This is a genomic window from Pseudomonas indica NBRC 103045 (assembly GCF_002091635.1).
In the GTDB taxonomy this organism is placed as follows: domain Bacteria; phylum Pseudomonadota; class Gammaproteobacteria; order Pseudomonadales; family Pseudomonadaceae; genus Pseudomonas_M; species Pseudomonas_M indica.
The window spans coordinates 234,385-251,528 of sequence record NZ_BDAC01000004.1; the positions used below are offsets into that span (position 1 = coordinate 234,385).

Annotated in this window: 12 protein-coding genes; 3 read left to right on the forward strand and 9 right to left on the reverse strand. The window is 67.0% G+C overall.

Annotated elements, in window-relative coordinates; translation table 11 throughout:
• Positions 1–106: 106 nt before the first annotated feature.
• The 5 genes from pigE to PIN01S_RS07425 all read right to left on the reverse strand — a co-directional run bounded on the left by pigE (position 107) and on the right by PIN01S_RS07425 (position 9,457).
• Complete coding sequence (gene pigE / locus PIN01S_RS07405; RefSeq protein ID WP_084334873.1) at positions 107–2,626, reverse strand: prodigiosin MAP biosynthesis aminotransferase PigE; 2,520 nt, start codon at positions 2,624–2,626, stop codon at positions 107–109.
• A 25-nt stretch (positions 2,627–2,651) separates the two neighbouring features.
• Positions 2,652–4,967 carry a decarboxylase gene (locus PIN01S_RS07410; protein ID WP_244505934.1) on the reverse strand — a complete coding sequence of 772 codons (2,316 nt, stop codon included), beginning with the start codon at positions 4,965–4,967 and terminating at the stop codon, positions 2,652–2,654.
• Between the two features lie 187 nt (positions 4,968–5,154).
• Positions 5,155–6,426, reverse strand: coding sequence for an MFS transporter (locus PIN01S_RS07415; protein WP_084334877.1), 1,272 nt, complete (start codon positions 6,424–6,426; stop codon positions 5,155–5,157).
• On the reverse strand, positions 6,423–7,475 hold the full coding sequence (locus PIN01S_RS07420) for a methyltransferase domain-containing protein (protein WP_084334879.1): 1,053 nt from the start codon (positions 7,473–7,475) through the stop codon (positions 6,423–6,425). The genes PIN01S_RS07415 and PIN01S_RS07420 overlap by 4 nt, the downstream gene beginning before the upstream one ends.
• Positions 7,472–9,457, reverse strand: a complete 1,986-nt coding sequence (locus PIN01S_RS07425; RefSeq protein ID WP_084334881.1) for a TonB-dependent receptor — start codon at positions 9,455–9,457, stop codon at positions 7,472–7,474. Before PIN01S_RS07425 ends, PIN01S_RS07420 begins: the two co-directional genes overlap by 4 nt.
• Positions 9,458–9,635: 178 nt before the next feature.
• Here PIN01S_RS07425 and PIN01S_RS07430 point away from each other — a divergent pair, with 178 nt between their 5' ends.
• Positions 9,636–10,619, forward strand: coding sequence for a helix-turn-helix domain-containing protein (locus PIN01S_RS07430; RefSeq protein WP_084334883.1), 984 nt, complete (start codon positions 9,636–9,638; stop codon positions 10,617–10,619).
• Between the two features lie 45 nt (positions 10,620–10,664).
• On the opposite strand, the gene PIN01S_RS07435 is transcribed toward PIN01S_RS07430, so the two are convergent.
• The gene (locus PIN01S_RS07435) at positions 10,665–11,627 is read right to left on the reverse strand and encodes an NAD(P)H-quinone oxidoreductase (RefSeq protein ID WP_084334885.1); all 963 of its coding nucleotides are present in this window, start codon (positions 11,625–11,627) and stop codon (positions 10,665–10,667) included.
• 264 nt (positions 11,628–11,891) lie between these two features.
• On the opposite strand from PIN01S_RS07435, the gene PIN01S_RS07440 reads away from it, so the two are divergent.
• On the forward strand, positions 11,892–13,976 hold the full coding sequence (locus tag PIN01S_RS07440) for a carboxy terminal-processing peptidase (protein ID WP_084334887.1): 2,085 nt from the start codon (positions 11,892–11,894) through the stop codon (positions 13,974–13,976).
• Positions 13,977–14,100: 124 nt separating this feature from the next.
• A complete protein-coding gene (locus PIN01S_RS07445; protein WP_084334889.1) occupies positions 14,101–15,861 on the forward strand; it encodes a bifunctional diguanylate cyclase/phosphodiesterase in 1,761 nt (586 codons plus the stop codon).
• A 12-nt stretch (positions 15,862–15,873) separates the two neighbouring features.
• On the opposite strand, the gene PIN01S_RS07450 is transcribed toward PIN01S_RS07445, so the two are convergent.
• The 3 genes from PIN01S_RS07450 to PIN01S_RS07460 are packed head-to-tail and all read right to left on the reverse strand — an operon-like array spanning position 15,874 to position 17,024.
• The gene (locus PIN01S_RS07450) at positions 15,874–16,344 is read right to left on the reverse strand and encodes a tetratricopeptide repeat protein (RefSeq protein ID WP_084334891.1); all 471 of its coding nucleotides are present in this window, start codon (positions 16,342–16,344) and stop codon (positions 15,874–15,876) included.
• Entirely contained in the window at positions 16,345–16,710 is a 366-nt protein-coding gene (locus PIN01S_RS07455; RefSeq protein WP_084334893.1) for a hypothetical protein, read from the reverse strand.
• The gene (locus tag PIN01S_RS07460; RefSeq protein ID WP_084334895.1) at positions 16,707–17,024 is read right to left on the reverse strand and encodes a helix-turn-helix transcriptional regulator; all 318 of its coding nucleotides are present in this window, start codon (positions 17,022–17,024) and stop codon (positions 16,707–16,709) included. Before PIN01S_RS07460 ends, PIN01S_RS07455 begins: the two co-directional genes overlap by 4 nt.
• Positions 17,025–17,144 lie beyond the last annotated feature (120 nt).

The window sequence follows — 17,144 nt, forward strand, 5'->3', positions numbered from 1 at the left end:
TTCGCCCCTATGGGTGTTCGAACGTTATCCGGCTACGGTTCCTTGGCAGAGGCGAATTCGTTCGTCCGGCAGCGCCTCGCCGGATGAACGAACCCGCCCCTCACGCTTACTCCAGGAACGTCGACATGTCCTTGCACACCGCTGCGAAGGCGTCGACGAAGCGCTGCGCCTCCTGCTCGCTGAGCACCAGCGGCGGCTGGATGCGCATGACCCGGTTGTTGTTGGCGGTGACGAAGGTGAGGATGCCGTGCTCCTTCGACAGCTTGGTCACGAAGCGCAACACGAACATCTCCTCGAAGTTCTTTTCCAGCTCCTCGATGGCTTCGCGGATCAGCCGCTTGGCCTTGCCCGACATCATCCGATAGGTGCCTGCCGCGTTACCCGGCATGCGGCTGGCGAACTCGCGGACGAACGCCTCCACCCCGCCGCCGAAGCTGTTCTGGAACTCGATGGCGATCATCAGCCCGCGCCCGCGAACCTCGCGGATGAACGGGTAGCCGGCCACCGCCTCGCTGAGCGCCTCCTTGAGCATGCCGCCGACCCGCGCCGCATTGCCCGGCAGGTCTTCGGCGGCGATCACGTCCAGGGTCGCCAGGGCCGAGGCCGCCGCCAGGTTGCCGCCGCCGAAGGTGGAGGTGTGCAGGGCGAAGCTGTCGATGTTGCCGTAGGCGCGGTCCCAAAGGTCCGTGCGCGACAGTGTCGCGCCGATGGGCACGGCACCGCCGGAGAGGGACTTGGACAGCACCAGGATATCCGGCTCGACGCCCTCCCACTCACAGGCGAACAGCTTGCCGGTGCGGCCCAGGCCGGTCTGGATCTCGTCGAGGATGAGGATGCAGTCATGGTCGCTGCACAGCTCGCGGACGCGCTTCAGGTAGCCCGCCGGCGGCACCACCACCCCACCCTCGCCCTGGATGGGTTCCAGGATGAAGGCGCCGACGTCGCCTTCCAGCAGGGCCTTTTCCAGCGCCTCGGTGTCGCCGAAGGGGATCGAGTCGCAACGCGGCAGCAGCGGCTTGAACGGCTGCCGGTGCTTGTCGCGGCCGGTGACGGAGAGCGCGCCGAGGGTCTTGCCGTGGTAGCCGTTGTCGCAGTACAGCACCCGCGAAACCCGCGAGCGGTCCATGGCGGCGATGGCCAGCTTCAGCGCCGCCTCCACCGCCTCGGTGCCCGAGTTGCTGAAGAACACCCGGCCCAGGTTGCCCGGTGCCAGCTCGCTCAGGCGCTGCGCCAGCAGGCTGGTCTGCAGCGGCACCGAGACGTACTGGACGAAGGTCGGGTGCTCCTGTTGCAGGTAGCGCTGCAGGGCGGCGTTGATCTGCGGGTGGTTATGACCGGTGTTGAGGCAGCCGTAGCCGGCAACGAAATCGAGGTAGCGGCTGCCGTCCAGGTCGGTCAGCCAGCAGCCGCGCCCGTGGCTGAACACCCGTTCGATGTGGTTGAAGGCGTAGAACTCGCGAAGGATCGGGTTGATGTGCTCGCCGAAGCAACGCAGCGCCTCGCTGCGCAGTTGCGGCTTCTCCTCCAGGGTCAGCGGCTGGCTGCGCGGGTGATGGAAACGCCGTAGCCCATCGAAGTCCGCCTGGGTCAGGCGTTCGCCGTAGGAGGCCATCGGTGTTGGCAGCAGCCCGTGGCCTTCCGCCAGGCGGCCGATTTCCAGCACCTTGTCTTCCGGTAATTCGCGGCCGATGGAGAATGGCTCGGCGCGCCCCTCCAGGCCCAGCACCAGGGTTTCCGCCAGGCAGCCGTTGAGGAACTTCTTCGGCGACAGGCCCATGCTCTCGCCGCCGAAGCGCAGCGAAGAACCGGCCGAGACCAGACCGCCGTCGACGATCAGGATGTCGCTGCGATCCTGCCGGTAGGGCATCACGTCGCGCGGCAGCGCCGCGTCCACCACCACCGAGCCCGGCGCCAGGCGGTACGGGTCGATGACGCCGCCGCTGGAGGTGGCGGCGACGTAGAAGCGCACGCTGTCGTAGCAGCTCTGCATGTCGTTGCTCAGCCGCACGCGGCCGCGCAGGTCTTCCGGCAAGTACTCCAGTCCCTGGCGCGCCTGTTCCTCGCCGCCGCGGTGGATCAGGCACAGACGGCAACCGTCATGGCCGAGCAGCTTGGCGATGGCCAGGGCGATGGAGCCGGGATAGCCGACCACTGCCACCTCGGTGTCCACCGGGTTCACGTCCAGGCGTTCCATGGCTTCCAGCACGTTGCGGTAGGCCGCATAGGCGGTCAGCGAGTTGCCGGTGGTGACCGGTACGCCGGTACGCTCCAGGGTTTGCAGGCCACGGTTGCCGACGATGGCGGTGAAGCCGCCGAGGCCGACCAGTTGGGCGCCCTGCTCCTTCAGGCTGTCCACCCCTTCGATCACTCGCCGGGCGATGGCACGCGGCTGGGCGAGCATTTCCTCGGCGGTCAGCGGCATGTAGTGGACGATGCCCTCGCAGACCGCGCCGCGCGCGCTGACGATGCGGCCGAAATCGGCGAAGGGCACCAGGTTGCGCCATTGCCAGAGGTCATGGCTGTAGCCGCGGTCCTGCTCGGCGATGTTGCGGTCGAGCAGGTCGAGGAGTTTCACGTGACGCTTGAGCGCTACCGAAGTGGGGTGCGCGATGAATCCGAATTTCATGGTTCGAGAGTCCTTGTGGCCAGTGTCACTGGCGGTTCCAGGCGGTTTCGGAGACCAGGCTGAGGCCGTCTCCGTCGGAGTTGTGGGCGAGGGTCACGTCGATGATGTTGAGCTGGCCGGGGGCGGTCAGCACGTTGCGCAGGAAGTCCGGGTCGAACTGCACCACCCGGCTGCGGTTCACGCTGATGGGTCCGACCCGCTCCACGGCCGGCGACGGCGCCGGCGCGGTCACCGCCACCTGGCGCGCGCCGTTGTGCGCGTAGCGCTTGTCCAGGTAGGTCTGGATCATCGAGAGCACGCCGTTGGTCAGGTAGAACAGCGTGACGCTCTTCGTTGCCCCGCGCGGGTCCTGGGCCAGGCTGGCGGCCAGACGGGTCTCGATGTCCGGCACCAGCGCCCGCGCACCGTCGCCGATGAAGGCCAGCACGTTGCCCTCGGTGGTGATGGCGATGTAGGGCAGCGCCATCAGTCCGTCGCCCATTAGCGCCCGGCCGTACCAGCCGGAGAACCCCGGCCCGGTGCGCGGCACGTTGCGCAGCGCGGAAATGCCGCAGCGACCGACGTCGTAGATGCCGGTGTAGAGGTAGTCATGACGCTCGATCAGCTCGCGCACCAGATCGCCCAGTCGCAGGAAGAAGTAGTTGGCGGTCATCGGCAGCGTGGCGATGTGATCCACCGGCACCGCCTCGGGAATCGCCCGCACGCTGGCCAGCCTGGCCCGGCGCAGGGCCAGGACTTCCGGGTCCACCGCCAGGTTGGCCTGGACGTGACCGAGAAACAGATCCAACGGAATATCCAAAGCCAGATCGGTGAACGGCGACAGATGACGCGGCTCATGGTTGACCTGCACAACCCGGACCTGCCGCTTCAACTTGCCTTCGGAAAACGGCGTGGCGGCTTGGTCCACCTTGCTCTTGAGAAAGAACAGGCACTGCTCGTCCGGCCCGACCACTTCGTGATCCTTGTGCAGGAAGCGGTAGACGCGCCGACTGAAGCCGTACAGCGACAGCGGCCCCAGGTAGTTCGGCACCGGCCGGCCCTGGTGGTACGGCCCGACGCTGCCCGGCTGGGTAATGGTGTCGGCCAGGGCGATGCCGGCCGCCTCGGCGATGGCATAGACCCGTTCGCGCTGTGCGTCGGAGAGCTTGCCGCACTGCCAGAGCATCTGCAGCGGCGCCTGGTTGATCAGCCGCAGCGCCTCCTCCAGGGCGGCGCGCTGAGCCTCGCTCAGCACGGGCCGGGGCTGCTCGCCGACAGGTGGCAGCGGTACGCCCAGTGCCTCGAGCGGACGCGACTCCAGCACCGCCTGGGTGGCCAGCACGAACACCGGTTCGGCGCGCTCGGCCAGCAGGGCGAAGGCCTCCGACAGCTTGGCCGCCACTTCGTCCACCTTGCGGATGAACACGTAGCGCAGGCCCCGGGCGGCGATCACCTGGCGGCCGTCGTGGTCCGCATCCAGGGTGCCCTGGAAGGCGAACCAGGCGTTGTCCGGGCTGTCCGCGCAGATGATCAGCCCCGGTGCGCCGGCCCTTTTCAGGTTGGCCAGGGTGCCACGGAATTCGTCGATCATCCCGGAGGTCACCGCGATCACGTAGGCACGCCCGTAGAGCTGCCAGCCGGCCAACGCCGCGACGGCCAGGCCGTGCTCGTTGCAGCCGTGCAGGCAGCGCACGCCGCTGCCGGCGGTGGTCTGCTGCATGGACTGGATCAGCCCGGCCACCATCGACCCGGTGTAGGAATGGAAGTCCCAGCCGTCCTGCCAGCGGTCGGCCATGAAGCGCGTCACCTCGGTCGCAATACTCACCGGCGGCAGCGCATGGCTCACCGAGCGGGCCAGCATGCGGTTGAAATGCACGTGCTCGAGGTGGTCCACGGCGATCCGCAGCAGATCGGCGCGGCTGGCCGCCCGGTCTTCCAGCGGCACGCGCAGGTGGCGGTTGCCGCCGGCCCGTACCATCCAACCCGGCAGCGCCGGACGGGAGCAATACAGCACCGCCGAATGCGGCGACAGGCGCGGGCCCTCGTCCTCATGCCGGCAAGCGGCGAACAGATCGTCGAACGGGTCTTCGTCCGCCTCCTCCTGCCGGCAGGCATCGACGATGAACAGCCCCACCCGCGAGCGCTCGCCATGCCGCGTCAACTGTGCCCGCGCAACCTCCAGCGTGGGGAAGTGCAGTAGCTCTACCTCCAGCGGCTGGCGGTTGGCCACCGCGTTCTCCTGCAGATAGTTCTCGGCCTGGACCATCAGGGTTTCCAGCACCTCCTCGCTACGCGGCCGCCCGCCCATCGCACGGCACATTTCCTCGATGCAGGCGGTCGCGTTCCACGGTTCGGTCGACACGGGGACCAAGCCCCTCCTCAACTGTTCGACGACGAAGGCGACATCTTCGAACAGCGTTTGCGTCTGGGTGACCAGACACACTCCCAACATTCCCCTCATAGGTCCTTCCCTCTGCACAGCTTTTTATCGCCGCGGTATCTTCCGCGGCTGCCTCTGCGCGCCTGTACAGCTCACGCGCATTACTCCTTCAGGGGCGGCGTCCTCCCTGCTCCATGGCGGTCAGCCGCGCCGCGCCCCCGTTTCGTTCCGTTACCCGTGCCAGGGTCCGCCCGGCGCCCACGGCCAGGGCAGAGACCCCGAGCATCGCCAGGGTCAGCCCCAACAGCATGCCGGTGTAGCCCAGGCGATCGAGCAGCATCCCGGCGGCCACCGGTACCGCCAGCCGGGAGACCACGAACAGGCTGGCCTGCAGGCCGTAGTCGGCGGCCTGGCGTTGCTGGCGGGTGAAAAACATCATCAGGCCGAAGACCAGCGCGGAAATCGCCCCCATGGCCGCCGCCACCAAAGCCGCACCGAGCACCAGCCCGAGCGTGCCGGCGCCGGCCCAAACCACACAGGTCAGGCTGGCCAGGGCGACCAGGGCAAAGCCGGTGAACAGCGGCATGGCCCGGGCGACGCCGAGCAGGCGGATCAACCTCCCGCTCGCCACGCTGGCCAGGGCGCCGATCACTCCGCCGCCGACCCCGGCCACCCAGGCCACGCGGTCGGGCGGCATGCCCTGGTCGAGCAGCAGGGGCTTGAGGTACAGCCAACTGGCACCGATGAACGGAAAGCAGGACAGCAGCAGGCAGGTCCAGAGCGCCGCGCCGGGCTGCTCGAAATAGCCGCGCCAGCCATCGCCGTGGGGCGTCTCCGCCACGACCGGGCGCGTCTCGGCTGGAACCTCGCCGAGCAACGGAAGCAATGCCGCGCCGATCAGCAAGGCGGCCACCATCAGCAGGAACGGCGCCTGCCAGCCCCAGCGGTTGTGCACCAGCAGCATCAGGCCGCCTCCGGCGATGGCGGCCAGGAACAGCGCCGCCGAGCGGATCGCCCCGGCGCGCATGCGTTCGCTTTCCGGCAGCAATTTGATCGCCAGGGCGTTGACCGGGATGTCCACCCAGGTCGCCAGCACCCCGGCAAACAACGCCAGGGCGAAGAACAGGCCGCGGTTGCCGAGCAACTCCTGGCGGCCAATCAGCGCCAGGATCGCCGCCAGCAGCAGGCACAGCAGCAACGCCCAGCTCCGGTAGTGGCCGCCGGCGAAGCGCCAGCGCTCCACCGGCATGGCCAGGAGGAACTTGAACACCGCCGGCAGCCCCGCCAGTTGGAACAGGCCGATGTCGGTGCCCGACCAGCCGTGCTGGCGCATCACCAGCGGCAGCCCGAGCAACAGGTAGATGCTCGGCACCGCCAGGGCGAAGTTCAGCCAGCCGAACACTGCCTGGCGCCCGAACAGGCGCAGGACAGGCGCGCTCATCGCTGACTCCGGCGACCGATCACGGCGGTGACCGGCGTCATCGGGAACGGCACCTCGCGGAGGGTTTCCAGCGCCGTGAAACCGGCCCGCTCCAGGGCGCGGCACAGGCCACCGGCGCGGGTCACCTGGCGGCCGAGCATGCGCATGGACAGGTAGTAGGGCAGCACCTCCCGCGCCGCGTCCGGGCTGTCGGGGATTTCCGCCTGGGCGCAGACCAGCACCCCGCCCGGCCGCAGGGCGGCGTGGATCTTCTCCAGGGCGCGGTCGAGATCGGGCACGAAGTGCAGGACGGAGGAACACCAGATCAGGTCGTAGCCCTCGCCTAGGGGATCGCGAGTCAGATCGCCGCCGCGCCCACGCAGGCGCTCGCCGAGCCTGGCACGGGCGATGTTCTCCTCGGCCACGCCGATGGTTTCCGGGAAGTCGAATACCTCACCGTGCAGCGCCGGATTGGCCTCTGCCAGGGCGATGGCGACCAGGCCGGGGCCCCCACCCAGGTCGAGCAGCCGCTCGGCGCGGGCAAACTCGGGCAGCCGCGAGACCACCGCCAGCGCCGCCTCGGCCGTGGCCGCGCGCTGTTCCTGGGCGATCTGCAGGCGTGCCGCCGCCTGCCAATTGGCCGCCGTCCCGACCAATCGCGGCGCGGTGCTCGCCTCGCCGGTGCGGACCTGTTCGCCCAACTGGCTGCCGAAATGGCGCAGCGCCTGCAGGCGGAAGCTCCAGGCATCGCCGCAGTAGTGGTCCGAATCCTGGTCCAGGTAGCGCCGGGCCACCGGTGCGGCCCGGTAGCGCCAGTCGCCGGGCGCCGCGTCGGCGCCCTGGCGTTCCAGCAGGCGCATGCTCCAGAGCATTTCCAGCAGGTGCGCCGTGTTGACCGGGTGCAGGCGCAGGCGCTCGGCCACCACCGTGGCCGGCAAGGGCTCGGCAAGCAGGTTGAACAGGCGGAATTCCAGGGCCACGCGCAGGGCGTCGGCCTGCACCGAGGCCAGGGCGATCTCCCAGTAGGGTTGCAGGGGGTGGCGGGCATTCATGGACGAGTGATGGTTCATAACTGGTAGCTCAGGCGCAGGCCGATTTCGCGCGGTTCGCTGTACACCCGCGCCATGCCGTTGAGGTAACCGACCGCGTCGTAGCGCTTGTCGGTGGCGTTTTCCACGTAGACGGCGAGGCCGTAGTGGTCGAAGCGGTAGCCGGCGCTCAGGTCGAGCAGGCCGTAGCCGCCGCGGCTATACCGGTTGGCCGGATCGAGGTAGGTGCGCCCCACCCCGCTCAGCCCGGCCTGGGCGTACCAGCCTTCGGCCGCGTCGTAGCGCAGGCCCAGGTAGCCAGTGAGGTCGGGGGCGAAGGGATTGCGGTTGCCTTGGTAGTCGGCGCTGCCGTCCCGGAAGCGTTCGAAGCGCGTGCGGTTGAGGCCGAGGGACGCCTGCACGCGCCAATGGGCACCGAGCAGGTAGTCGGCCTCCAGCTCCAGGCCGGTGGAGCGCGCCTCGGCGGCGTTGGTGATGTAGACCACCCCGGGCTGGACGACCTGCTGCACCTGCATGTCGCTGACGTCCATCCAGTAGAGCGCGGCCGAATAACGCAAACGGCGGTCCGCCGCCCAGCCCTTGAGGCCGATCTCGTAGGCATCGACCTGCTCCGGGTCGTAGCCCGGATAGCCGGCCGATGCGGCGAACGCGTTGAAGCCACCGGCGCGGAAACCTTCGGAGTAGCTGGCGTAGAGCTGGGTATCGGCGGTCCAGGCGTAGTGCAGTGCCAGCTTGGGCGTGAAGCGTTGCCATTCGTCGCTGCGGCTGCCACCGTTGCGGGGCGACAGGCTGACCTTGTCCTGCTCGACACGGGCGCCCAGGGTCAGCGACCAGCGCGACGCCAGGGGCAGGGTCCACTGGCCGAACAGGGCGGTGGAGTTGCCGCCCAGGTCCACCCGGGTGCGGGTCAGGCCCAGGGGCAGTTTCTGGCGGAAATCCAGGTCGTGGTCGTCGCGATCCGCATAGAGTCCGAGCAGCCACTGGCTCTGCTCCCACTCGCCTTCCAGGCGGAACTCCTGGGACAGCGTGCTCAAGTGGTGGTCGCGCTCCACGTGCAGCACATCGGCGGGAAGGAAGTCGGTGTCCTGGCGGACACGGTCGTAGAAGTCGTTGCGCGCGGTGATCGAGCGCAGGCGCAGGCCGGAGTCCAGTTCGTGGACCACGTCCAGCGACAGGCTGCGGCCGCTCGAATGGTTCCAGCTCGAGGTACCGGAGCGGACCTCGCGGTGCGCCGCCCCCGCCGCACCCCACTGCGAGCCGCCGTCGCGGTAGTCCTGGCGGCTGTAGCGCAGGGTGGCGCTGGTGGTCACGACCGGCGTCCAGCGCAGCACGGCCCGGCCGTTATGGCGCTCGCGGTCGTCCTCGTCGCCGCCCCGGTAGGCGTTGTCGATGAAGCCGTCCTGCTCGCGCCACTCCCCGGCGATGCCGGCGTACAGGGTATCCGCCACCAGCGCCTGGCTCTGGTCGAAGCGCAACGAGCGCTTGTCGCGGCTGCCCAGGGTGGCATCGACCAGGGCATAGGGTTCGTCGCCGGGCTGGCGGGTATGGATGCTCATCACCCCGGCCTCGGCGTTGCGTCCGTACAGCGTGGATTGCGGACCACGGAGAATTTCCACCCGTTCCACGCCCAGCAGGTTGTTGTCGAAGCCCTGCCCCATCAGGGTCGGCACGCCATCCACCAGCATCAGCATCGACGAGGAAAAGGCCGTGGCGCTGGAGGTCAGGCCGCGCATCACCGGCACGTTGGTGCCGGACTGGCCGAACGGCTGGAAACCGAAACTCGGCGTGCGCCGGGCCAGGGCCTCCAGGTCTTCCACCCCGGCATCGCGCAGATCCTCGCCCTGCAACACCGAGAGGCTGGCCGACACTTCCTCCTGGCGCTGTTCGATCTTGTTGGCGGTCACGGTCATGGCCGGCAGCTCCTGCTGCGTTTCGGCCACCCCCAGCGCCGGCACCAGCACGCCCCCCAGCAGACCAAGCCCCATGCGGACACTTTTATTCATCTCTCCCCCGAGTAAAACAAAAGCAAACGGAGTCACAGAAGCACCCACAAACAAGGCATCTGTCACAAAGTTCGTGCTATTGACGTCACCGGAATCTTAGAGATAAATAAGAATGCGTATCATCTAGATTTGTATGATTTCAGGATTTTCCCGTATCGAAACTGGAGAAGGACACCTCATGGCTGCTTTTCAAAGGATTTCCCAGCCATACCGGTTAGCGATGACCCAGGCGCGCGTTACCCGCCGGGAAACCTCCGGCTGGGAGCGTCACCAGCTTCCGGAAGAGTTGGGCGAGTGCTATTCGGAACGTTTCGCTCTGGATAACGACCTGATGGTGGTGCGCTCGCGTTATCACCCCACCCACGACCTGATCGAAGAAACCATCAACCCCCACGGCCGCCCCATGCTGGTCATCACCTTCGGTCTGCAAGGGCATTCCGGCTACAAGGGCTGCAACGGCGATGCCCTGTGCTTCCGCGCCGGCTACACCACTGTCACCACCTTCCAGAGCAGCCACGGCGAGCGCTGCTACGATGCCGGCGCGACGGTCTCCCAACTGCGCCTGCTGGTGGGCGAAAACACCCTGCGCAAGTACGTGGGTACGGAACGGGCCGACGGCCTGCTGGGCAGCGGCAACATCCGCCAGTTGGCGTTCCGCAAGTCGTCCGGCGCCAGCAACGCCCATGCCGGCGCGCTGACCCGCTACCTCAGCGACCCGCAGAGCGCGGCTCCGCTGGATATGCATATCCATGCCCTCAGCCTGCTCGCCGAGCAGCTCCACCTGCTCAGCCCGCCGGCACCGGAGACGCTGCAGTTCAGCCCCCGCGACGTGGAGAAACTGGAGCGTGCCCGCGATCTGATGATCGAGAAGATGGACCAGCCGCTGACCATTCCCTACCTGTGCGCGGCGGTGGGGCTGAACGAATTCAAGCTCAAGGAGGGCTTCCACTACCGCTTCAACACCACGCCGCACCGCATGCTCCACGAGCTGCGCATGCGCAAGGCCTATGCCCTGCTGGAAAGCGGCTGCCAGGTGGCCCAGGCGGCCTATCAGGTGGGATATCGCTACCCGAACAACTTCAGCGCGGCGTTTTCCGCCTTCTTTGGCAAGGCGCCGAAATCCGTGTTCGGCAAGCGGCGGCGGGAGACGAGCAGCGTCTAGGCAAGGCCCTCCCCCTCTCCCGCCTGTGGGAGAGGGGAAGCCAGGTCAGGCGAGCGTTTCGTCCAGTACCAGCACCACCTTGCCGGCGATCCGGTTGCTCGCCAGGGCGTCGAAGGCGGCGTCGGCGTCCTTCGCCGGGAAGCGCTTCTCCAGCCGCGGTTGCAGGCGGCCTTCGTCGAACAGCGGCCAGACGTTGCGGCGCAGCTCGCCGATCAGCTCGGCCTTGTACTGATCGTCGCGGTTGCGCAGGGTCGAGCCGATCAACTGGACGCGCTTGCCGAGCAGCAAGGCCAGGTCCAGCTCCGCCTTGCGCCCGCCCATCAGGCCGATGTTCACCCAGCGGCCGTCGCGGGCCAGCAGGTCGAGATTGAGGGCCGCGTAGTTGCCGCCGACCGGGTCGAGGATCATGTCGAACGGGCCGAAATCGCGCAGATCGTCGAGATTTTCATCGCGCAACGCGCCGCCCTGGGCACCCAGGGACTCGCAGTAGGCCAGCCGCTCGGCCGACCCGACGCTGACCCAACAGGGATTGCCGAACGCCTTGCACAACTGGATTGCCGCCGATCCCACACCGCTGGCACCGGCATGCAGCAGGACCTTTTCGCCCGGTTGCAGCGCGCCGAGGCGGAACAGGTTGAGCCAGGCCGTGGCATAAACCTCCGGCAGGGCCGCCGCTTCGGCCAGCGACAGGCGCTCCGGCACCGGCAGCACGTGACGGGCATCGACCACCACGTCCTCCGCCATGCCGCCGCCGGCGAGCAGCGCACAGACCCGGTCGCCGACCTGCCAGGCACTGCCCGGCCCCACTTCGGCGATCACCCCGGCGCATTCCAGGCCGAGGGTATCGCTCGCCCCGGGCGGCGGCGGATAGAGCCCCGCCTTCTGCAACAGATCGGCCCGATTCAGCCCGGCGGCGGCTACCTTGATGCAGACCTGGCCCACATCGCAGAGCGGAACCGGTCGATCCATCCACTCCAAGCGTCCTTCCACACCTTGCAATGCCTTCACGCTGCCTCCATAGTGAGTTCTGACCAGCCCAGCGCTAACAGACTGTGTGAACCATGACGGACTGCACGCGTGACGCGGCGTCGAACCAGGCTCGCAAACTCCGCTTTCCCGCCGGTTCCCAGCTTCGTCCCACCCTTGCCCCGCACGCCTTCGCACAGCCCGCCAAGTCGGGCTTTCGCGTTATGCCGCCTCGTTCCAGACGGAACCGGGCGCCCTTATAGACGGCCTAATATGCGTCATCACTTGCCCGCACGTCGAATCAGTATGAAACGCCTCCTGCCCAGCACCGCCCTTGCCTTCATCCTTGGCTTCAGCGCCATGCCGCTGTTCGCCAAGACCACCGCCGGCCCCGATGGCTGGGATGCGTTGCAGCCCGACCGTGAGCAGGTGATCGCCAGTCTCAACGTGGTGGAACTGCTCAAGCGCCATCACTACAACAAGCCGCCGCTGAACGACGAGCGTTCGGAAAAGATCTACCAGGGTTACCTGAAGATGCTCGATCCGTCGCGCAGCTATTTCACCGCCGCCGACATCGCCGAGTTCGACAAATGGCGGACCCAGTTCGACGACTTCCTCAAGAGCGGCAATCTCGAACCGGGCTTCACCATCTACAAGCGCCACCTCGATCGCCTCAAGGAGCGCCTCGACTATGCACTGGCCCTGCTCGACAAGGGCGTCGACAGCTTCGACTTCAGCGTCGATGAAACGCTCCTGGTCGACCGCAAGGACGCCCCCTGGGCGAAAGACAAGGCCGAGCTGGACGACCTCTGGCGCAAGCGCGTGAAAGACGAAGTGCTGCGCATGAAGATCGCCGGCAAGGACCCGAAGAACATCCAGGAACTGCTGACCAAGCGCTACAAGAACCAGCGCGCGCGCCTGGAGCAGACCCGCGGCGAAGATGTCTTCCAGAGCTACATCAACGCCTTCGCCCAGTCCTACGACCCGCACACCAACTACCTGTCGCCGGACAACGCGGAAAACTTCGATATCAACATGAGCCTGTCGCTGGAAGGCATCGGCGCGGTGCTGCAGAGCGACAACGAGCACGTCAAGGTGGTCCGCCTGGTGCCGGCCGGCCCGGCCGAGAAGAGCAAGCAGATCGCTCCCGCCGACAAGATCATCGGCGTTGCCCAGGGCAACGGCGAAATGGTCGACGTGATCGGCTGGCGCCTGGACGAAGTGGTCAAGCTGATCCGCGGGCCGAAAGGCTCGGTGGTGCGCCTGGAAGTGATCCCGGCGAGCAACGCGCCGAACGATCCGACCAGCAAGGTGGTGTCCATCACCCGCGAAGCGGTGAAGCTGGAAGAGCAGGCGGCGAAGAAGTCCGTCCTCAAGCTGGAGCATGACGGCCGCGAGTACAAGCTGGGCGTCATCGACGTGCCGGCCTTCTACCTGGACTTCAAGGCCTTCCGCGCCGGCAACCCGGACTACAAGAGCACCACCCGCGACGTCAAACGCCTGATCACCGAACTGCAGAAGGACAAGGTCGACGGCATCGTCATCGACCTGCGCAACAACGGCGGCGGTTCCCTGCAGGAAGCCACCGAGCTGACCAGCCTGTTCATCGAACAGGGCCCGACCGTACTGGTGCGCAACAGCGACGGCCGCGTCGACGTGCTCGCCGACGAGAACAGCGGCGCCTTCTACACCGGCCCGCTGGCCGTGCTGGTCAACCGCCTGTCGGCCTCCGCCTCGGAAATCTTCGCCGGTGCCATGCAGGACTACCACCGCGCGCTGATCCTTGGCGGACAGACCTTCGGCAAGGGCACGGTGCAGACCATCCAGCCGCTCAACCACGGCGAGTTGAAGCTGACCCTGGCCAAGTTCTACCGCGTGTCCGGGCAGAGCACCCAGCACCAGGGTGTGATTCCCGACATCACCTACCCGGACGTGGTGGATACCAAGGAAATTGGCGAAAGCGCCCTCCCCGAGGCCATGCCCTGGGACAGCATCCGCCCGGCGATCCGCCCGGAAATGGACCCGTTCAAGCCGTTCCTGACCGAGCTCAAGGCCCGTCATGACGCCCGCACGGCGAACGATCCCGACTTCGTCTTCACCCGCAAGCGCCTGGCCCTGGCCCAGCAGCTGATGCAGGAAACCACCGTCAGCCTTAACGAAAGCAAGCGCCGCGCCCAGCAGACGGACATCGAGGCCCAGCAACTGGCCATCGAGAACGCCCGGCGCAAGGCCAAGGGCGAAGAGCCGCTGAAGGAGCTGAAACAGGAAGACGAGGAAGCGCTGCCGCTGGACGACGAGAAAACCAAACCGGAAGACGATGCCTATCTCTCCGAGAGCGGTCGCATCCTGCTGGATTACCTGGGCCTCAGTGCCACGGTGGCCAAGCACTGAAAACCGGCGCCCGGGCAGCGGGCGCGCGGTGAAGCAATTGTCATAAAAGGGTCACGCGTTTGTCGTGAAATGCAGAGGCCGGCACCAATGCCGGCCTTTTGCCATCCGGCCTACGAGACCTGCCATGACCGTCACCGAGCAGTTGAGCGCACTGGCCCAGATCCTCGCTCACGGCGACCTGAACAGCCTGTTCCAACCCATCGTGTCGCTATCCGAGCGACGTATCCTGGGCTATGAGGCCCTGACCCGCGGCCCGTCCAACAGTTCGCTGCACTCCCCCGTCACCCTGTTCGCCGTGGCCCGTCATGCCGGCCGTCTCAACGAACTTGAAATCGCGTGCCGGCGCCGCGCCTGCACCCGCTTCCACGAACTCAAGCTGAACGGCAGCCTGTTCCTCAACGTATCCCCGGAATCGCTGCTCGATCCATCCCACCAGCCCGGCCGCACCCTGCAACTGCTGGAAGCCTTCGGCATCCCGCCGAGCCAGGTGGTGATCGAGCTGACCGAGCAGACCCCCACCGAAGATTTCGGCCTGCTCGACACCGCCCTGCACCATTACCGCGCCATGGGCTTTTCCATCGCCCTCGACGACCTCGGCGCCGGCTACTCCAGCCTGCGCCTGTGGTCCGAACTGCGCCCGGACTATGTGAAGATCGACCGCCACTTCATCGACGGTATCCACCAGGACGCGGTGAAGCGCGAATTCGTCGGCTCCATCCTGCAGATGGCCAAGGCCTCCCGCGCCCAGGTCATCGCCGAGGGCATCGAACTGCCGGAAGAACTGGCCGTGCTCGCCGAGATGGGGGTCGACCTGGTGCAGGGCTACCTGCTCGGCCGTCCCCAGGACCAGCCGCCACGGGACGCCCGCGGCCTGCTGCCACGCTTGGATGCCTCGGCGGCATCGCTGGCCGAGGAAGGCACCGATCTCTCCGCACTGCTCATCGACCAGCCGGCGATGGCCGACAACGCCCTGGTGGGCGACGTGCTGGATGCCTTCCGTAGTCAGCCGAACCTGAACTCCCTGGCAATCCTCGACGCCCACCGCCAGCCTGTCGGTATCGTGCATCGCCATTCGTTGTCGGATGCGCTGCTCAAGCCCTTCGCCACCGAGCTGTACGCGCGCAAGCCGATCAGCCGGCTGATGAGCGAGGACTTTCTTGCCGTCGAGTTGGGGCAATCGTTGCAACAGGTCAGCCGCCTGCTCACCAGCCGGGCCCGCCAGCGCATCGAGGAAGATTTCATCATCACCCTCGATGGCCGCTACCAGGGCCTGGGCCGGGTCATCGACGTGCTCAAGCTGATCACCGAACTGAAGATTCAGCAGGCCCGGCACGCCAACCCGTTGACCCTGCTGCCGGGCAACGTGCCCATTCAGCAATGCCTGCAACGCCTGCTCCAGCAAGGCCGCGAAGCGGTGGTCTGCTACGTGGACATCGACAGCTTCAAACCCTTCAACGACCTCTACGGCTATGCCAAGGGCGACGAAGTGCTGCTCTGCCTGGCGCAATGCCTGAGCGAGCGGGTCGATCCGACGCGGGATTTCGTCGGCCATATCGGCGGCGACGACTTCATGCTGGTGCTCGGCTCGGAAGACTGGCGTCCGCGCCTCAATCAGCTCCTGGAGGATTTCCAGGGGCAGTGCCGGCGCTTCTACCGTGCCGATCACTTGCAGGCCGGCTGTTTCGTCAGTCATAACCGCCTGGGGGTGCGCGAGGAATTTCCGCTGTTGTCGCTGTCCCTGGGCGTGGTGCGGCTTCGTTCCGAAGCGTCCACCAACCTCGACGCCAGCCAACTGGCCAGTCTGGCCTCGGAAGCCAAGCGCCAGGCCAAGGCGGTGCCCGGCTATAGCCTGCACATCATCGATACGCAACAGTGGGTGGGGTGAACGGCTACGGCATCAGAGCCCAAGCTGGCTGGCACGTTGACTCAATTGTTCGGCCTTTAGCGGATCGGCTGCCAAGCCGTGTCCACCGTCGCGGTATAGATCGGCGAGCTTGCGCGCCGCCAGCGGATGGCCGGCTTCGGTGGCGAGGGTCCACCAGCGTGCGGCCTCCACGCCATCCGGGGCTTTGCGTGCATCGCCATTGAGGCTGGCGACGCCGAGCTGGTAGGCCGACTTGGCGTCCCCCGCCTGGGCCGCCAGTCGCAGCAGACGCAAGCCTTCGTCCCTTGCGCCCAGCCCTTGGCCACGGAACAACAGCAAGTGCCCGTAGAAACTCTGGGCTGGGACATGCCCCAGGTTGGCCATGCGCGCGAACTGGCCTTCCATCCAGCGCCAGACGCGCGGCTGCTCCATCAGCCTCCGCCAGTGGAACAGGCGGCGGGCCACCGTGTAACCCAGTCGTGCACGCAAACGCCACCAGAGCATTCAGGGCTCCTCGGGGTAGTCGAACTCGAATACACGCGCCACTTCGGCCGCATGCCAGGACGCCGCCGCCACGCCATCCGACGGGCCGGCGAAGCGCCCGATGCGTGCCACGCAATCGAAGAAGCCGGTACGCGGCAGGCGACTCGCCCCCTGGCTGATCACCAGCGAGCTGCGCAACGGCCGCTCGGCACGCGCATCCAGTACGGCCAGATGCTCCAGCGCGGCAGTGAGTGTCTGCATGGCCGGCGGCGGCAACTGCAAGCGCTCGATCAGGGCGCGGTAGGTGAGCAGATGGCGCTGGCGGCGTGCATCGTCCAGTTCGTTGAGAAGCGCCTGCCAATGCAGGCGACTGATACGCACACTCAAGACGGAGACTCCCAGCCTGCTACACCCAGCGCCCGCGCCAAGGCACGGCGGATGGCCATGTCGGGCTGGCGCTCGCCTTTCTCGATCAGATCCAGATAGTGGGGGCTGACGCCGACCGCCTGAGCCAACTGTTGAACGGTCATCCCCCGGGCTTCGCGCAACGCCGCGAGGCGCTCCAGGCCGGTGGGTTCCGCTGACTCATCCGGAGAGACTTGCCCGCTTCGTCCGGCGGCCTTCAGCAAAGCCTGATACTCGGACCAGGGCAGGACGGCGTACTCCGCCTCGCCGTCACGCATGATCACTTGCACACTCATCACGCTCTCCATGGAAAAAGAAGTGCTCGCAACCTCGGCACTTTCCGTGCAGGGCGTCATCTTAACAGGCCATACCGAACGAAGGGCGCTCGGAGCGGCACGCATTTTCCCGACGGTTCC